This is a genomic window from Lacticaseibacillus saniviri JCM 17471 = DSM 24301, assembly GCF_001311785.1.
Classification (GTDB): Bacteria; Bacillota; Bacilli; order Lactobacillales; family Lactobacillaceae; genus Lacticaseibacillus; species Lacticaseibacillus saniviri.
On the sequence record NZ_BBBX01000008.1, the window covers coordinates 52,485 to 71,043 of the forward strand.

The window sequence follows — 18,559 nt, forward strand, 5'->3', positions numbered from 1 at the left end:
TGTGGCAGATAACAACCAGAGTACCGATATTATGAACTCTGACTCTGCGAAGTTGATCAGCTCCAACACCACGCCAAAAGCTGGGTTCGATGTTGGGGCGGGCTCAGTCCTTGCGATTCTCCATTTTGACGATAAAATGCCACTAGTCCAGCGCGGTACTTATCAATCAACAGCCGTTTGGTCCTTAACCGTTGCCCCTTAACCGACTTCACGAAAGGAGCTCTCTCATGTTCTCGCTCAAATTACTGACTATCACGACGGCATTATCGCTCGGTATCATTGCACTGCCAAAATTGGCTGTCGAAGCGGCGGATGCGGCCGTCATCGATGAGCCTTCTGACTTCGCCATGGTTGTTGATGGTGACGCAGAACCGATTGTCTCGGCCAATCCAGTCTTCGCATTCAAAACTCAATCCGCCGGTGCCCTCATGAACGATGATCTCACTGCATCGATTGACACCATCACTAATCCTGATCTCACGGTGACAGATTACACCGGATCGGGTAGCGGATGGTTGCTATCCGCATCCCTCAGCACCCTCACGACCACAGCAGAAGGCGGCCAACCCATCTCGGGAACATTACATCTCGCCTGGCTGCCTATCGACAAGCAGCATGATTTCGGCAATCCACTCACGCCTGGTCCGCTCACCGATGACTCTCAACAGCGCATCTTTTCTCTGGATACCGGTAGTACCGTGCCATTCTGGGATACCAGAGCAAAAGGCACAACCATTAAAGCCACTGGTCAGGGTGTCAATCAAATCACGTTTGACCCAGATGCGACAACCTTCTCGCTCAATCAAACAGATCGTGTGCTACCTGAGGAATACACGGCAGGCATCACATGGACACTCTCAGCAACACCGGCATAACAAATTAAAGCCCCCGACAATCTTGAAGGTTGTCGGGGCTTTGCTTGTGGGATAAAAGACTTCCCAGTCAGTGCCACTTAGTGTCTAAACCCAAGAAGCAAGGCAAGAGTTCAATGTCCAATTTAAATCTTAACCTATCTCTTCTGGTATACCAGACACAGATATGGAAGTAACGAAGACAATTGACGGCTGTTTCATATAACCAACTCAGATGCGATTAAACGCACTATATGCGAGGGTTGAATGAAATACATCACCCAGCAAACAACCAGTGAACAACTCAAGACGGCATATGAAACCTATATATCACGCCATCACGCATTCATGCATGAATCGAAGCCCTGAGCAACTCGAAATCCGCTTTTACGGCCGTACCATGGGCGGCGGCACACCATTGAATCAAGCAATCTCCCCCATCAAGAAACACATACGAGGTGTCTTATCGCCATGACTGACCCACACTCAAATGAATCCATCAACTGACCGCATAAAAAGCAGTTTCCAGAACGGAAAGTGCATCATGAATAGAAAGGTTTTCCAACAGAGTTTGACAAAGAACCAAAAAGACTTCCCACCTTAAACAGATAGGAAGTCTTTTATTTATTAATCAACACCAACTGTTGCAATCCAACGAATCAGCGCATGGTAATCACCGACCTGCTGATTAGCCGTGGGGAATTCGAGCCGCATAGCATCATTCGTATCAAATACAAGGGACCAAGCGTTGTCTCCCTTGCCAGGATCGGCCTGCCAAATTTTTGTTTCTTGGCCAAAGGTTGGCTGATAATCAGTTTCAGTAGAATCACTTGGCTGCGTCGGTGGATTCCCTTCCTTCGCAGGAACCAGCGATGCAGCGGTGAGAGAATTAGGCCCATTCGTCAAATCCTGACTCATCGGAATAAATTCCCCGGGAGATCCATTTGAATTAACATTAACTAACCCACCTTGATAAACTGTGGCCTGCTTCAAATCCAAACTATCAATCCCATTGAATGCCTTCCAACTGCTATCGGCATCTGGACGGTACTCGAACTGAGAGAGCTGGGCCGATAACGTCCAACCGCTGCTCGTCGTCCGATTGGTGACCGTAACCATACGATCAGGCGCACTGGCTGCATCAGCATAAGATGGTTGTAAACTTAGCGCATCGCTAAAAACCATGAATGGAGCAGAATTCATTGGGCGCGGTGCAAAATTAAAGTTTTTTGACGCCGTGACCTGAAGGCCACCATCAACTAGCGTGAGATTTGCATTACTTTGAGCAGGTTGTCCCTCGTCAACATTCACACCTGTAGTCGCTTGAAATGTTGAAGTGTCATCAGCAAGTACATGATTACTCTGTAGGCTGATTGTGAACAATAGCCCCAAAGTTGCAGTTAGAAGTAAAAGTTTCCTGCGAATATTGCTCACCCCCAGTCACCTGTAAATTAAACTGTGATTACTTGACGCCCGCAGTCAAAGTCCAAAGCAATGTGGAAGTAAACGTGCCGCTCTTCTGAACTTTAGCAGGTACATACATCTGTGAACTGCCTGTTTTACTGAAATCGGTGTAGAAATCCCCACCAGCTGCAGCAGAAGCCTTTGAAGGGTCCAGTGAAGCCACGGGCACCGCAGTGCTCTTCGATACATCCGTGCCTTGAAGTAAAACTTTACTATCTGCCGTGGTAACATCGTCAGTTGCAGTCAACTTACCATCAGCGCTACCAGGTGCGACCCAATAGTTAGCAATGTTACTATGCGCGAAGGTGATTGTTGCGTCTGTGAGCTGTGTAGCCCCGTTCACAGGCACAGTACCTTGAACAGTGACATTCCAACCAGCATTAGCGCCACTACGATCTTGTACATGCAAGAAAGAAGTGGTGGCACGATCCAACTTATTAGCAGCAGGCGTTGCTGGAGCCGGAGTCACCGCACCATCGTAATAAGCATTAGCGCTGATAGGAGTCATAGTGCGATTGCCACCATCCTCTTCAGCTGGAAAGGCATCAAACGTTTCTGCTGTTTTCAGTGCATGGTGTCCGTAATCAAAACTTGGCACATCTACCAATTTCAACGAGCCGGCATCAAATGTAATTGTTGCGTTTGAAGTCCCAGTCCCAGTAGGCTGAGTTTCTGTAATTGTACCTGGCGTTGCATCAACTTGATTAGTCATTGGATCATCCGCCGCATTAACCTGCGCAGCACCCAAACCACCAATACCTGCTAAAACAGCGACACTAGCTAATAAAACTTTTGTCTTCATAATCTTACTCCTCCTCTTCATTGGCACTATTTTTCTTTTTGTTGCTCCGGCGCCCTAACCAGTAAATCAGGAGCCCGAGTATGATGAGAACAAGGATAGCGATGGTAATCCATAACCAAGTGTAATCAGGTTTGAATCCAGCTTCCTGGTTCAATTGGTCCGCCTCAGCGGCACTAATCGTGAAGTTACGTGTGAATTTCCAACTTTGACCACCAGTCGATCCAGTCCCGTGTAAGGTATAGTCACCGGCCTCTAATCTTTGACCACCCCAGCTGATAGGATAAGTGAAGTTCGAGTTGGGAGCAATCATCAGACCAGTAGCGTTTGCCGTATGCAAGACGTTTTTTCACCACGCCGTGTCACAGACAATTTCATAGTCGCATTCGCCAGTAAAGCTGGCTTGTTGTTTTCAATGTTTGCTAACACCGCTGTTTTGCTTGCATACAAGCCACCACGAGCCGAATTGGCAGACATATTGGGCACAGCCCGGACATTATCCATCTTTAAAAAGATAGGCAATCCATACGCGTATTTGATCTTGAGGGCTGTATTCCCATTCACACCAGTTTCTTTACCACCATCGGGAACAGATGTAATCCCGCCCATAAGAACACCGGAATAACTAGCCGGCGCGTTTAGCGTAAAGCCCACCTCTTTAGTAGACTTTGGTGGAATTGAAACGGTCATTGTCTTGGGCTGAACATAATCACGCAGCTTATACTTTAATGAACTATCATTAGGAATCTTTGCTGAATCCCAAGCATAAACACCACTATCTTGTGTATAGCCCGTATTGACAGACAATGAGAGCTTCAAAGTCGTGGAACGCTTATTTAATATATTAACCTTGATTTGCTGGACACGGTCATTTTCCGTACGGATGACATAATATCCATTACCAACACTCTGAGCTTTATTGGCAGAGACGGGAGACAATACGTAGTCCGGCCCATCAGCGGCATATACTGTGGAACCAGTAGCTTGAAGACCAAAACAGCTACCTAGAAATAACGTTAACCCAATTAAAATTTTGTAGCTTCACAATTCCTCATCCTTAAAAAAGCCGGGCATTCGACCGCCCGGCTTTCAAATCTTGCGATTCGCCAGTGTATTATTTTATGGTTGTGGTGTTGTTGGTGCTGGATCGTTAACGGTAGCATCAGCGCTCGCCTTAAGGGTCCATGTCAAAGGTGCAACATAGTATCCTTCTGTTGCTTCTTCAGGAACATGTAAAGTAGCATCCTTTTGATCAGAATAGATGTGTTGAACAGTCCCAAAGCCTGTGCCAGCAGTTGCCTTGATAACTTGACCTGCAGCACCAGCTTGTCCAGCTGTTTGTCCAGCAGCGTTGGTCCCAGCAATGATATCAACATTGTTAAGAGCGACATCGGATGGATTCCCAGTTGTGTCGTTCATCTTAACGCCACCCTTAAGATCCAATTCCCATGTCCCTTTAGCTAAATTATCAGCTGAGTCAGTACCAGTTTCTGCTGCTTCCTTTGTTGCATATTGATGGAAGGCACCTAATTGTGCAGTCAACAGGTAGCCTAAGCCCTGTTGCCCACTAAGACTACGTGAATCTGTAACCTGTAAGACACCCTTTTGATTACCATCGTTGTCCCGAACGGTATCGTTGCTGTAAAGACCAGCAGGCAGACCCGCAGTGACAGTACCGAAGTATAAGTCAGGAACAGCATCAAGTGTTAAGTACCCACTTGTTACATGTGCCCATACATCAGAAACAGCTGATGAACTTTCTGTTGCTACTGCTGTATTGGCATTTTTATTAGCTTGAGCACCTTTGCCTGAATCATAGATACCAGAAACACCTTGTTGATCCAATGTCACAGACTTGCCATCAGCGGCTGTAGCAGCGTGAACGCCTGCGGCTGGAGCGATAGCAAGTAATGCGACACTTGCCAATGTAGTAAGAGAGATAAGCTTTGTTGTCTTCATAAGAACAACCTCCTAAGTTTTTGTAATTAAGTTGAGAAACTGAAACGATCAGGATAGCAATACCAACAAATAAACTGCCAAGCACCTTAATTCCGGTTGAATCACTCACACCAGTTGAAGGAAGATTTGTCTTCCCACCAACGATCAATGCGCCATTCGCTCCTGGTTGTGATGCGTTACCATTCGATCCTGAGTTATTACCGTTGTTGCCAGTGGTTTGATTCCCGTTGTTGTTTGTCTGGTTGCCGTTGTTTTGGCCTCCGGTACCCGGTAAATTACCACCGTTGTTACCGTTATTGCCGTTGTCGCCACCATTATTGTTACCGCCATTATCGCCGCCGTTGTTACCATTGTTGTCGCCACCATTGTTACCATTGTTATTACTGTTGGTGTTATCAACCAATAACCACACGTCAGAAACTGACTTTTTGAATGATGTCGATCCGGTATCAGCAACCAGGTAGTTCCCAGCAGTTACATCGTCGGCAGTGACCATCTTGATCCCTACGGCGATGACTAATGCAATTGCAACGACCAGCCATACGCCCCACTTCTTCATCCAAGCAAATCGGTGATTTGTGTTCATTTGTGATTTTGCGCCCCCTTCCGTTTAAGATGTCAACTCACTACGATTCCAAGATATTACATCCGAGTCATCAAAAATTCAAACTTTGTAACCCTGAACATTGAATTGCTTATTCATGTTACCTCTTATTCAATGCTTAGGACTTCAAGACTTGGGTTTATCAACTCTGGTGTCCTATCCCTCATCGATGTATAAAGCATAACATGGAATTTATGCGAAAATATTCCAACTTTTAAAAGAAATTTTTATGAATTCTGGAATCTTCCATATGAATTTGCTTATATACCGGGAAAAGTGATAACTAATCTTTCTCGTTTTGTTTACTATCTTGCTTATCCGGCTTACCTTGCTCAGTTTCCGTACTACTTTCTTGTTTCTTGGCTGCAGATTTAGCTTTTTTCTTAGTTGCAGCGGTTTTCTTCTTGTGCTTATTACGTCCAAACATAATAATGCTAATCACAATAATCAGAATGACAAGTGCTGCAATCCCCAAAATAAAGTAAATGGTATAGTCGTGAATCAAGTTAGGATCCTGCGCATTCGCTGTTTTGGCGGATTCAGCACTGACGGTACCATCGGTTGCAATATGCCAGCGTTGCCCATTGACCTGCACCGTACCAGAAATCTGATACTTGCCAGCCTTAACGGGTTGATCGTGCAAGTTAATCGGGATCGGCAATGCGGCATTGGGCGCAACACTGACGCCAGACTTAATCGCCTGATAGCGTTGCTTACCGATTCCAATCTTGCTCAACCAATCATCGCTCTTGACAGTGATGTTATAGCTCACATTCTTCAACGCCACAGCCTTCAGGTTAGCGATATCTACTTGAAGATAAGTTTGTTTGTTGTAACTATTCCCCTTGATTTGACTGAAGATGAATTTCGGTGTTGGCACCTGATTCGTCATGGTCATCAACAGTGGCACATCCACGAACTGCTCTGGGCTCCCATTCAGCGACACGTGGAAGCCACCCATGACTAAACCATCAAAGCTTTTGGCTGGAAGGGGCACATTGAATGTCAATGTTTGACTGTCATTACCACCCAATTTGATGGTCTGCGTCTTGACCTTTTGATTCAGCACATAGGGCAAGCCATAGTGGGCCTTCTTCACAATCTGACTGTAGCCGATATCACCGGTACTCGTCACGGTCGCATTGGTCGGTGTGATTGTCAGACTCATCGGTGCACTGGAGAAGTTCGAGAGTGACAGCTTCAATTGCCGGTTGCTGTTCGGTTGGCCGACAATCTCGAATCGATCGGTCACATCCGTATTTGCCACAACCGGTGTCACGGCCAGATTGTCAATATCCGCCGAAACGGTCTGATGAGGGCCAAAAACCGCCAACGCAAAAGCGGCGGCGGCAGCCCAAACGAGTTTATGCTTCATTCTTTTCCCTTCTTTGTCCCCATCCGATAAACAATGACGAATCCGAGAATGACAAGAATCAGAATCAAGCCCCCGATAACCCACCACATCCAAGTATTATCAGGCTTGATACCGAGTTTCTTATTCAAACGATCCGCTGTTTGTTGCGAGATGGTGAATTTCTTGTCAAACGTCCATGAATACCCAGACATCGTGTCCACACGCATCTTGATCCGATAGTCACCAGCCACTAATCGCTGGCCATAAGGTAAGGCAATCTGATAATTGAATTGCGTATTGGGTGCAACGGAGAAATCTTTCACCGTTGTTGTGGCAGATTTCTTATCGCCACTCAGGGCACTGATTGTTGTCTTCACTGTACCTTGATTGAAGTAATTGGGTTGTGGATTCAAGAAACTGATTTGCGCCACTGCGCGCGAGCCTGTGACCATTGGCACCACCTGTTGCCACTGCAGATCTGGTTTTACCTTAATAGGATTCTGGAATGACATCGCCACAGCCACGGCATAGGCGAATTGATTCTTGAATTGAACGTTGCCCTTTTGCCCGCCGTCATCCATGTAATCAGATGTCGCGAGTAAGCCACCCAATATCATCCCCTGCACATCCGCATTCGGGGTCACGAACTTCCAGGTCACGTTCTTGGTTTCGCCGGCCTTCAACGGAATCGTGGTACTCTTCGGTGCGAACGTTGTGAACGGATATTTCATCGACTTGTCAGGTTTATCAGTCGTATCCGAATACCCGATACCACCATTCAAGCCAGTGTTCGCATTCGTTGCGCGCACCGTCACGTTCTGATCCGTATTCACAACACTCTTAATTGTGAACTTCAAGGTCTGTTGTTGATTGGGCTTGACGAGTAAATCATAGTAGCCCGAATTGCTATTGCGCGTGTTGCTTGCTTCGCCCACCGTCAATACAAAAGACGAGCCAGCCGCTTGTACGTGCTGAACGCGGCCAAAAACCAGTGCCACGCTGGCCATCATCAGGCCCATCAGCAACCATTTCAGTTGTTTCTTCACAGTTATTCGCCGCCCTTTTTATTTTTGCCGTTGATGTAATAACCAACCGGCACTGCCAATTAATGCAATCACGAGAATCGCAGCCAGCCACAACAAGAGCTTGTTGCTTGGCTTCTTGGTCAATTCACGCTTAGTCCGAGTGACGCCACCTTGATAGACATGGAACGTCATCGTCTTGGTCACGCTGGCCGGGTTCTTAGCTTTACCGGTGACGTGAAGCCGATAAGTACCAGGCTTCAGCCGATTAGTTGGCACACTCACTGTCATCTTAGATTGTGGTGCCAGGCTGTAATCAGGGTAGTCAAATGACTTCACGTGCTTCTTCTTGTCACTGATGCGGTCGATTGTACCTTGAGTTGCAAGTTGCGGGTATTAATCGATGCCGCATTCGTGAGATCGAATTGGACCTGTGATTGACCATCCACCAACTTCACAGCAGGACTGTCAATACTCAGCTTGGGTAGTGGTTCACCTGTCCCGTAATGGAAAACAATCCCGGTCGCAAATTGAATCCGATTCTTGATCTGAAAGTTTGAGCTATCATCTGAGCCAATGTCCGATGCCGTCAAGATTGAACCAGCATAAATCCCCTTTGATTTGAGGGCCGGTGTCTTAAGCGTAAAGCTGATTTCTTGTGACTTACCTGGTTGCAAACGCACCGAAACTTTCTTCTTGCTGGTTACCATGCCTTCTAATCCGTGACTGCCATTCACTAACTTGCGATTGGCTTGGTCATAGCTGATACGACCATTTTTGTTGGTATAGCCATTGGTTACTTGCACAGTAATCGTCAGCGGCTTGGTCCCAATATTCAAGATGCGTGCACGCAACTGGTATTCATGATTACCGACCACATCCATATCAAAGTAACTGAGATCTTTGTTCCGTTGCTCCTTGGTCGGTAGGTATTGCACCGCGTACATCCCTTTACCGGCAGCGCTTACCGTGTTTGGCTGACTGATACCGATTAATCCGATGAGTACGATTACCCAAATCCACCATTGCCGTTTCAAAAGTCATCTTCCTCTCTTGTTACTCAATTATGTAGGGCGTGTGACAAGTCACACGCTAAAGTTGCGCCATCACATCACATGATTTTGCAGAATCAATGAGCGCTCATTGCTGAACGATGAAACCTAACCGTGTTCCAAGTCCCAACAATCTCCGCCGAGCCACTTGTCACTTGTGCCATAACTGGCCATTCGCTCGAAGCCTGCTCGTGCTCAATTGCGGACCGGGACTTGTCGCACTCTAAACATGCTCATCCCCCCTGCCTGTTGCGCCTAACCAGACTCACGACGATCATCGAAACCATGATTGCTTCATGAGTCTCGTTAGTGCTCACAGTCAACCCGGGTGGATTCGCACTCTATATTGCTAAATCCGGAACACCTTCAATCGTTCCTTGGTTGCAGGAATCTTCTGAACGAATTCACCGCGAACCACTAATCGATTGGCTTCGTCCAATTGAGAAGAAGCACAGGTGATTAAGGTGATCGTCTTATGGCCCTTCACATCATCGACCCATTGCGTCTGGTTGCGGTAGACGGTTTGGACTGAGGTCACCCTGTAAACATAGATGTTGGTCATATCGGTGATGTACACCCCTTGGCCGATTGCGACCTTATCGAGGTTTGAGAACAGCGGGCCGTTTTCGGTCATATAGTGCCCAGCCAAGGCGTAATTGCCTTTGCCCATCTCCTCATCTTGTTTCATGGTACCGGCACCTGTTGCGAGATTGTTGTCAGACAAGCCATTCAGAATCGGTAGGTACATCCCTGCATCAGGAATCGCCATCTTGCCTAGCACGTTGGGCTTATCGACAGCGGCTTGCACCACATTCGTCATCCCGATCGGTTTCACTTTGGCAAAATTGAAATTCCCCTTCTTCTTCTGATTGGCCTTGATGGTCTCTGCCGTGGTGTTATTCAGGTAATACGCGGTGTAACGTTCAATCGCGTATCGTTCAATTTGGTCAGAGAAGATCAATGCGACACCCAACAACAGGATAACCAGCGCCAAAATATTGCGCAGCCGAAAAATCTTTCGCACGTTGCATCCTCCTTTTGTTTATCACAATGCGCTCATATTGATACCGTTATTGTGCCACATTTACCCCGTATCAGCAAAAATGTAACATTATCTATCCGTTTACTTGGTTTTGACCGCCATTATTTTAGCTAATTTCACCGGTAACCAAAACACCGACCGCACAATGATGTGCGATCGGCGTTCAAGGTTATTGCAGTGCGTTGTTGACGGTGTAACTTGCGGTTGAAACATAGGTGCCAGACTTAATTGTTTGAAAAGCTGCCTTAGGTACCGTTAGTTTAACAGCAGGATTAGGTGTCGTCACACCATTAACGGTATCAGTCATATCGTACCGAATCTTGAACTGTGAAGTGCCAGGCTGCAGATAACGATTTTCGTACAAGTCATTTGACATGTACAGCACGCTTGAAGAATTATCCGATGTCATGGTGTTAGCTGTGTGTTCCATGCCAACCGTCTTGCCTGCATACGCGCCCGTATCACCAGACAAGATACCGGTATTAACACGGCCATCGTTAGTCAGATAACTGTCCGCCATTATAATCGTCCCATTCGTTTGGGTAGGTTCACCGCGACCATAGTCAATCTTAAATCCAGATTGCGGTACAGCACTTGAATCGTTTTGATTCACAAAGTTGGATAGTGAAGCCGTTAATGACCAACTATCATTAGGCGTCTGCGTTGTATTCCCATCCAGATATTGGAAAAGGAAATCAACCGGTGTATTCGGCTTCGTCGTAAATTGCACGTCATTTGCCGTAGACTCCCCAGTCAGTGGATAAGGCTGCGGTGTCCCATCGGCATTCCACGTCTTACCAAAGTTCAGATTTGGCGTCGATAACAGTTGCACACCTGTCGACTTAACCAGACTGATGGTATTGGCTTCACCCATGTAAGTCAGCTTATTGTTAGCCGTACTGATGGCTTCAGTGGTCAACGGTGTAGTGTCACCGGCTAATTTAGTCGCGTCAACTGTCATCGTGTAGCTGTAGTAAATCTCAGCGCCTTTGGATTGGTCTTCACCGCTTGGTAATGCGGGTAAATTAGCGCCGCTGTACCGATAGTGAACATAGCCAGAAACAAGGGTTGGATTATCTGCGACCTGGGTAAATGTCTTGCCGGTGGCGGATCCATCCTTGTTATTCACTTGCAAGGTCGATGGTAGTGTAATGCCAGCAGGCTGCGGTATCAACAAATCTACGTCATTCAGGACGACATTGCTATTGCTGTGGAAAATACCTTTGACATTAACTTTCGTCGCTGTTTGGCCTGCACCCACGAATTGTTGTGTGAATGCATCCGTCAGTGGATTAGTCGATAAGTCGGCTGAACTATTGTAGAAGTAATTCGTCACCGCAACGGTCTTTTGAATGTCATCCGCAATCAATACATTCAACAAGAAATGGCCGGCGTTTGCATCAGCCAATTGTGCATTCCAATACCCGCTGGTGCCATCCGTTGTCGCAATTTGCAATTTGTGTGGCACAAATGCCAAATCATATTGATTGTAGGTGTCTGCGCTGCCGATTGAGATGGTGACAGTCAATGTATTCGTTGTGGCATCGCGACTAACCGTTGACTTATCGGTTCCCGTCTTGAAGATAAACATAATCGGTGCTAACTCGGCCTGTCTGGATGTAATCTCGCCAATTGTTTCTTTGGTTGTCGTGCCATTCTTCGTCGTACTCAGCACGATATCGTCTGGTGTATTATCCGTGACAAACGGGTCGCTCCAAGCACTATCATACGTCTTAGTAAATGTCTTGCCATCTGCAATATCCGAGCGTTTGATGGCCAAAGTCTTGTCATCATCATTTCCTGTCTTAGCCTGAATCTGTTGACTCAGTTTCAGCGGTGCCGAGAGCATTGGAATATTTGTGACCGCGCCTGTTGTTGGATCCTTGGCTGCATATTTCCCAGTCAATTGCCAAGCGTCCTTTGTCGGATTGCCCAATAGTGAAGTAACATTGCCACCACTGGCCGATGCATTGCCTGTGACCGATGAAGGATTGACAATCGAGGTTGGCCCAGTCGTGGCATCTTTATCAGTGGCTTGGAACGTCACGTTTGCATTGCTGGTAATTTCTTGAGGATCAACTTTTGTCCCAACTGATGTTGAATCGTTTGGATTAAAGTTGAAATAACTATACGCCCGCGTGTATCGCTTAGGTGTGACAGCACCCGTCAATCCCTTAGCCAGATTAGGCACTGTATTAAGGGCAGCATTAATTTCCGTATCAGATGTCCCTAAATAGGCATCATCACTGACGCCCTTGTAGGCAGTCCCCGTATTGACAAATACACCATCCTGATAAAAGTCAGGTTGCGCAGTCCGATTGAGAATCGTACTGCCGACCTGAGAGTTACCCTCAATTGGAATTGGTGGCGTATTAGGTAAAATCGTCTTGTAATACGTAACAGGATTCGTCGTTGTGTCTTGGCGATTGTCGTATGGCACAATAAATGAATTCCACGACGTTAAGTTAGTGACCACTTTGAATGGCACGGCAGATTTGTAGTTACCATAAGTTGTCTGTGGTGTTTCCGCTAAAGACTTGTTCAATACCGCGAAATCAACTGGTGTTGTCCCTGGAACCTTTGCCAACGCTGCCAAGTTGGCGTTTGGCCCAAGATCACCACCAGGACTATCCGCATTAGCGGCACGATCTTGTTGGGCGACAGCCGCAAAATTTGGTGCGGCCTGTCTTGGATCAACCATGCTACTTGATGGATACATAGTCATGAACACGTTATTAGAGACATTGGTTGGATCGTCAGGCTTTGGATTAAACTGCCCGTCAGCTCTTGGCGATGGAAATAGTCTGCCCTTTGTCAGCGGACGATATCGCGAATCAATCCCGCCATTATATTTGCTCATATCAATATTAAAGTTAATGCGTGCGTTCCCATCAAAACCATTTCCGGTGAGAATACTTGACAATCCGCTAATAATTCCTGAAACGGCACCAACATCAGTTCGCCGGCCAGATTGACTCAATGCATTAAATAGCGTTGCGGCCATGCCAAATTATTCAGCGACGCCACAGGTCCCGCTGAAAACAATATAAACGGTAACCCCCAAAGTGAACTTGTCCCACCTTGTTGATTGACATTACCTTGAAAGGTAGTGCCCCCAGCAGTGACCGAAGTTAAATCCGATACATTGGCAGTCGTCTGTCCGTTGATCGTCTTGTTGTTGTTCAAATCAGGCACATCAACGGGAAGTCTCGGAATAAAGTAAGCCTTCTTACTGCTAGCAAGAAAACCAATGATTGGAACTTTAGCGCCGTAAACTTCGGTTGAGAGGTTGTATGGAATCCCCTTAACTTTTAAGAAAAAGCTCTTTGGATCATCTGGATCCTCATAGACATGATGGTCAAATTGGAGCGGGAAATTAACCTTGATACTCGATAATCCAGGAATGGCCGCGAGACCGATATCCAGATAAAAGTATGACTTATCCCACATGATGGCGTTAGCAATAGATTTAATGTCCAAGTCATCCGGCAATGTAACCTTAACCATAACCCCCCAATTACCTTGTAGTAGAGAGTCAACCGCATATCCTGTATTCTGAATAACAACGTGAACAGGCACATTACCACTGACATTTAGATAACCACCATCATAATTTGACCCCGGCTTGAGCGTTCGCGAACTTGTATTGGTCGTCATTTTATTGGTGATATTGCCATAATCATTATTCTTCGGTGTGAAATTTGTCGCATCAGTTTGATTGTTGAAATACATAAAGTTCGGTGTGTTAGGTGCATCGATATAGTTCATTACAAACCAATTGCCCGTGGATCCGGCACTGACAGGGTCCATATTCCCAATCTGAATATCGACAGGGCTACCAACATTGTCATTCTGCCCGGGCTTACCGTTTGAGATGGATTTCCCCGTTCCAAAGGCAGTTTTAGCCATAATGCCTTCATCCGATGCATAAGGAGCACCTGAAGGCGTATTTCGCATGTTAGTAATCTTATCAACGTTTCCAGCCGTATTATCCTGAATCCCTGGTGCTAGCTTGGCCTCTACTGTGTGTGGTGAGCCCACAGCCAAAGCGATGGCACTCATTAGGAGTGCGATACCTAATTGCCACTTTCGCATGTTGATCCCTCCAAACCAGTTAACGCATCTTAATTAATTCATGCGAATAATGTTATTTACAGGTCTATATTTACACCGGTCGGTCAAAAAATCAAATATTGCACTTTCGTTTTATATATAATAAACAATTTATAGATCTATACGAAACTAAAATTATGGTCTTCTTCACCATCTAATGCATAATGAATTGAAATTCCAAGAGGTATAAGCACAATCTTCCTGTAATATGAATCAAACTGAAATGCTGGACCATGAAGGCGCTGCCGTCGCTTTCATTAATTGTCAAAAAATATAATAATTATACTTTAAAAAGGACACACCCGTTTTGAGACAAAAAAAGCACCGACCGCAAAGAAAATTTGCGATCGGTGCTATAGGTTACTGTAGTCCGTTTATAATTGTGTAGCTCACGCTGGCTGTATAAGTTCCAGGATGAATATTGGCTTTAGGATTTTGCGCATCTTTATTAAACGCAGTTGAAGGCACCTTTAATTTCACCGGATCTGCATCCGCTGTTGCATCATTGCTTGTTCGCTTTGTCAGATCGTATCGAATTAAGAATCTGGAATTCTCTGACGGTTTCAAATACCGATTTTCAAATAACTTATCCGATACATAGAGCACACTTGATGAGTTATTTGATGTCATCATGTTGGCTGTATGCTCCGCATTCACTAGACTATCTGGCTCACTGGAGTATTTATTTGACTCGCCCACTTTAATATTTGTATCAAGTCGGCCATTATCCGTCAGATAACTATCAGGCATAATATACGTCCCGTTTGGTTTCATTGGTTCACCTCGTCCGAGATTAATAGTGAATTCCGTTTGCGGATCCGCTTGTTTAGGATTTTCGCTCTTAAAGTTCGATAAAGTACCGGTCATCGACCAACCAGGATTGGCACCAGGAATATCGACTGGTTTCCCTTTGGAATCATTTGTTTGTGGATTGCCATCCACATACTGGAAGAGAAAGTCCGTGGTCTTAGATGGATCAGTTGTAAACGTAACATCTGAAGTTGGAGTTGAACTGCCCAACTTATAGTTAGTGCCCACACCATTGTGCCAACTCTCAGCAAAATTAAAGTCTGGCACTGATAACAAATGTACCCCTGTCGACTTGACCAAACTTAGCGTTGGCGTTGAGTCACCCAACAATTTCAACGCTGTCGTTGGTCCGCTCACAGCTCTTGAAATCAATTGCGTTGGATCAGCCGCTAAGGACGATCCCGCCACTGTCATTGTGTAACTGTAATAAATTGATGCCCCAGCAGCCAGATTGGCACCTGAATACCGATAGCGCGTATAACCAGAAGGCGCGTCCGTTGATTTCGTAAACACGGGATTTCCTGCCGGTTGCGTGCCGTCACTATTACGCACAGTTAGAGATTCTGGTGTCAGACTAATCCCAGTCGGCGTTGGAATGAGGAGATCAAGATCTTTCATCGCAACATTACCTGTATTCTGATATTTCCCTGTGACGTTGACGACTGAATTTGCTTGGCTATCAATAAAGTGTTGTGACGCTCGACTTGTCATGCCCGACCAATCAGGTTTTGGATCGACCTCATTGTCGTAGAAATAATTCGTCAATTGAACAGTTTTCGTAATATCATTAGCAATGAATAGGTTCAGCAGGAAGTGATCTGCACTACTATCACCAGGGGCTGCTGACCAATATGCCTTAGTACCGTCTGTCGTTGCAATATTGAAGTTACTTGGCTGAATCACCAAATCATACGTGTTATAGGTGTCATTCGTCCCAACAGGCACATTAATGACAAGTTTCGAACCTGCACTGCCATTTGCATTAGGGGCACCCGTTCCGCTTGTGAAATTAAACGTGATATCACCTGTTTCGAGTGGTACGGGATTGTTAATCGTATAGTTCAGGTCCACTTTGGCACCACCATTAGTGATGAGATATAGCTTATCCGGCATGGACTTGCTTGCCATTGGGTCGCCCCAAACCTTCTCATAAGTCTCTGGATAGGTCTTACCATCGGCGATATCCGTTTGCTTAATACTCAGGTTATTCGCTTGACTAGAGCCAATTCTTGATTCTCTTTGTTGATCCAGCTTCAGCGGGGCAGGAAGCATTGGCACATTGCCATATGTCCCGGTCAACTGCCATACATCCGATGATGGATTCCCCAGAACCTTGCTCAATGGCCCGCCGCCTACTGGTGCTTGCGGTGGTGTAGGCTGTATTGGAATGACTACGGATGTTGGTCCCGCATCAATCTGTGTTTTTGTCTTTTCCACTGCTTGGAACGTCACTTTGCCGCCACCCGTAGGATCACCATTCGTAATTTCCGTTGGCTTTACCTCAGTACCAAGTGCTGTCGAAGTGAAGTCGAAATACTTATACGCTCGCGTATACCGTTTTGGGGTGACGGCGCCAAGAAAGCCATTTTCTGGGTTAGGGCTTGTATCAAGCTTTGGGATTTCGGCGCCATCTGATGTGTTCTGATACGGGTTAGCACCTGCATACTGCTGTTCCGTATTGACAAATAGTCCATCTTCAAAAAAGTCTGGTTGAGCCGTCCGATTCAAGATTGTACTACCTACTTGTGACGTCTTATCAGTAATTGATGGAATATCCTCAGTTTGCGGCAAAATCGTCTTGTAATACGTTGTTGGATCTGTCGACGTACCAATAGCTCTATTATCGTATGGCACAACAAATGAATTCCAAGAACTTGCGTTAACAATAACCGGAAATTCTACCTTAGGCTTTGACGGATCAACAATTGCAAAGTCCATCGGTGTTGTCCCAGCCGTGTTTTCCTTCAATTGCATATTTGAAGGTTCGTTGCTGACCATTTTGTAATTATAGTTGGTTGCAGCATTGGGTCGTGGATCGACCAAGCTGCTCGAAGGATACATCGCCATCTTAACAGTGTTTTTACTACTATCCTGATTAGAGATGACATTACTGGAATTAACTGTTGTATCGTTGAATTTGCCGTCCGCCCGAGGTGATGGAAAAAGCCGGCTACGCGTCAGTGGCTGATATTGTTTAGTGGTACCGCCATTGTACTTTGAAATATCAATATTAAAATTAATATTAGCATTCCCATCAAAACCGCTACCTGTCAGAATTTGTCTTGCAAACTGTACAAACCACATGAGTCCCGTTTGAGTGCGACCACCACCGGGATTCAAAGAATTAAACAAGCCAGTTGCAGACGAGAATTGATTACTAGGGTTAGGCGAGATAACCGGTCCCGCGGCTCCCCACATAGGAAAAATAGAGTGATTGTAAGTCGAATAATCTTTCCAGCGCTTATCAGGCAATGTTTCGCCACCAAGCTGGACCAACTGGGAAGCAGTGCCATTAGCCACACTTAAATTTCTCAACATATCAGGGGCATCGACATCTTTACGTGGATAAAACCATGCTCGATTGTCGGCTCCAACGATGTCGTTATAAATCATGTAGGGTATACCTTTAACTTTTAGATAGAAACTCTTGGCATCATCTGGGTCTTTATAGACATGATGATCAAACTGAAGGGGAAAATTGACTTTGAAGTCAATCGCCTTAATTGTGATTGCTAAATAGAAATAAGCTTGGTCCCAAGCAATAGCGTTAGCAATAGACATTGTATCAACATCCTGTGGTAATGTTACTTTAACCATGACACCCCAGTTACCTTGCATCAAAGCATCGGTGCTATCCGCATCGTCTCTAATAATTGCATGTATGGGCACATTACCACTCACGTTGAGAAATCCACCGTCATAATTTTTCCCCCGCTTAAGAACAGGATTATTGATATCTCGTCCCTGCTCATCTAGATTCATTTTCGGGGTAACATTACCAAGACCAGTATTAGAACTTAAGTTTATTGCGCTATAAGGATTTGAAAAGTTTAAATAATTCATTCCCTTTGGTGCGTCCACGTAATTCATGACAAACCATGGCTGTGCAGGATCCCCAGATGTAGAAGTATTACCGATCTGAATATCAATCGGAGAACCCACCGTCTGATCTCCCGAGTTGGTATTAGAAATGGGATTCCCACTCTTATCAGACGGTAAAACGCCCGTTCGTGCCAGAATTCCTTGATTACTTGTATACTCAGAAGTTGGTGCATTTGGATCAGCGTTCTCTTTACCAGGTATAACCCGCATATTTTTTAAGTTTGGGTCTAAATTATCTTGCGTCCCTGGTACCAATGTCGCTTCTACCGTGTGTGGCGTCCCCACAGCCAGACCGATGGCACTCAGTATAAGCGCGATACCTAACTGCCACTTTCGCATGTCAATCCCTCCAAATAAAAGTTAACTTTTGTTAATTACTCTATATTA

14 protein-coding genes and 1 pseudogene are annotated in these 18,559 nt (G+C 45.6%); 2 read left to right on the plus strand and 13 right to left on the minus strand.

The genetic code is table 11. The annotated features are described in order from the left end of the window. Nucleotide 1: 1 nt before the first annotated feature. Nucleotides 2-202, plus strand: a complete 201-nt coding sequence (locus JCM17471_RS05725; protein ID WP_054777159.1) for a hypothetical protein — start codon at nt 2-4, stop codon at nt 200-202. A gap of 25 nt (nt 203-227) precedes the next feature. Beyond that, nucleotides 228-875, plus strand: a complete 648-nt coding sequence (locus JCM17471_RS05730; protein ID WP_054777160.1) for a WxL domain-containing protein — start codon at nt 228-230, stop codon at nt 873-875. A gap of 603 nt (nt 876-1,478) precedes the next feature. Here JCM17471_RS05730 and JCM17471_RS05735 read toward each other — a convergent pair. The 13 genes and pseudogenes from JCM17471_RS05735 to JCM17471_RS05800 form a co-directional block, all read right to left on the minus strand. Further along, the gene (locus tag JCM17471_RS05735) at nt 1,479-2,285 is read right to left on the minus strand and encodes a WxL domain-containing protein (protein ID WP_162208365.1); all 807 of its coding nucleotides are present in this window, start codon (nt 2,283-2,285) and stop codon (nt 1,479-1,481) included. Between the two features lie 28 nt (nt 2,286-2,313). Next, complete coding sequence (locus JCM17471_RS05740) at nt 2,314-3,117, minus strand: WxL domain-containing protein (RefSeq protein WP_054777162.1); 804 nt, start codon at nt 3,115-3,117, stop codon at nt 2,314-2,316. Between the two features lie 4 nt (nt 3,118-3,121). Further along, nucleotides 3,122-4,053 (minus strand): annotated as a pseudogene (locus JCM17471_RS05750) (DUF3324 domain-containing protein). Between the two features lie 180 nt (nt 4,054-4,233). After that, nucleotides 4,234-5,073 (minus strand): WxL domain-containing protein, encoded by an 840-nt coding sequence (locus tag JCM17471_RS05755; RefSeq protein ID WP_056992788.1) that lies wholly within the window; start codon nt 5,071-5,073, stop codon nt 4,234-4,236. Then, nucleotides 4,976-5,632 (minus strand): hypothetical protein, encoded by a 657-nt coding sequence (locus JCM17471_RS05760; RefSeq protein WP_156321621.1) that lies wholly within the window; start codon nt 5,630-5,632, stop codon nt 4,976-4,978. The genes JCM17471_RS05755 and JCM17471_RS05760 overlap by 98 nt, the downstream gene beginning before the upstream one ends. A 328-nt stretch (nt 5,633-5,960) precedes the next feature. Beyond that, the gene (locus tag JCM17471_RS05765) at nt 5,961-7,052 is read right to left on the minus strand and encodes a WxL protein host-binding domain-containing protein (RefSeq protein WP_054777167.1); all 1,092 of its coding nucleotides are present in this window, start codon (nt 7,050-7,052) and stop codon (nt 5,961-5,963) included. Continuing rightward, complete coding sequence (locus JCM17471_RS05770; protein WP_054777168.1) at nt 7,049-8,077, minus strand: WxLIP family cell surface protein; 1,029 nt, start codon at nt 8,075-8,077, stop codon at nt 7,049-7,051. Before JCM17471_RS05770 ends, JCM17471_RS05765 begins: the two co-directional genes overlap by 4 nt. Nucleotides 8,078-8,095: 18 nt before the next feature. Next, a complete protein-coding gene (locus JCM17471_RS05775; RefSeq protein ID WP_054777169.1) occupies nt 8,096-8,392 on the minus strand; it encodes a DUF3324 domain-containing protein in 297 nt (98 codons plus the stop codon). Then, a complete protein-coding gene (locus tag JCM17471_RS05780; protein ID WP_054777170.1) occupies nt 8,389-9,090 on the minus strand; it encodes a WxL protein peptidoglycan domain-containing protein in 702 nt (233 codons plus the stop codon). The genes JCM17471_RS05775 and JCM17471_RS05780 overlap by 4 nt, the downstream gene beginning before the upstream one ends. Nucleotides 9,091-9,454: 364 nt before the next feature. Further along, a complete protein-coding gene (locus JCM17471_RS05785; RefSeq protein WP_054777171.1) occupies nt 9,455-10,129 on the minus strand; it encodes a class A sortase in 675 nt (224 codons plus the stop codon). 187 nt (nt 10,130-10,316) lie between these two features. Continuing rightward, entirely contained in the window at nt 10,317-13,151 is a 2,835-nt protein-coding gene (locus JCM17471_RS05790) for a hypothetical protein (RefSeq protein ID WP_054777172.1), read from the minus strand. Beyond that, nucleotides 13,124-14,242: a hypothetical protein gene (locus tag JCM17471_RS05795; protein ID WP_054777173.1), complete on the minus strand. Its 1,119-nt coding sequence runs from the start codon at nt 14,240-14,242 to the stop codon at nt 13,124-13,126. Before JCM17471_RS05795 ends, JCM17471_RS05790 begins: the two co-directional genes overlap by 28 nt. Before the next feature lie 378 nt (nt 14,243-14,620). Continuing rightward, nucleotides 14,621-18,511 carry a hypothetical protein gene (locus JCM17471_RS05800; protein WP_054777174.1) on the minus strand — a complete coding sequence of 1,297 codons (3,891 nt, stop codon included), beginning with the start codon at nt 18,509-18,511 and terminating at the stop codon, nt 14,621-14,623. Between the last annotated feature and the right edge of the window lie 48 nt (nt 18,512-18,559).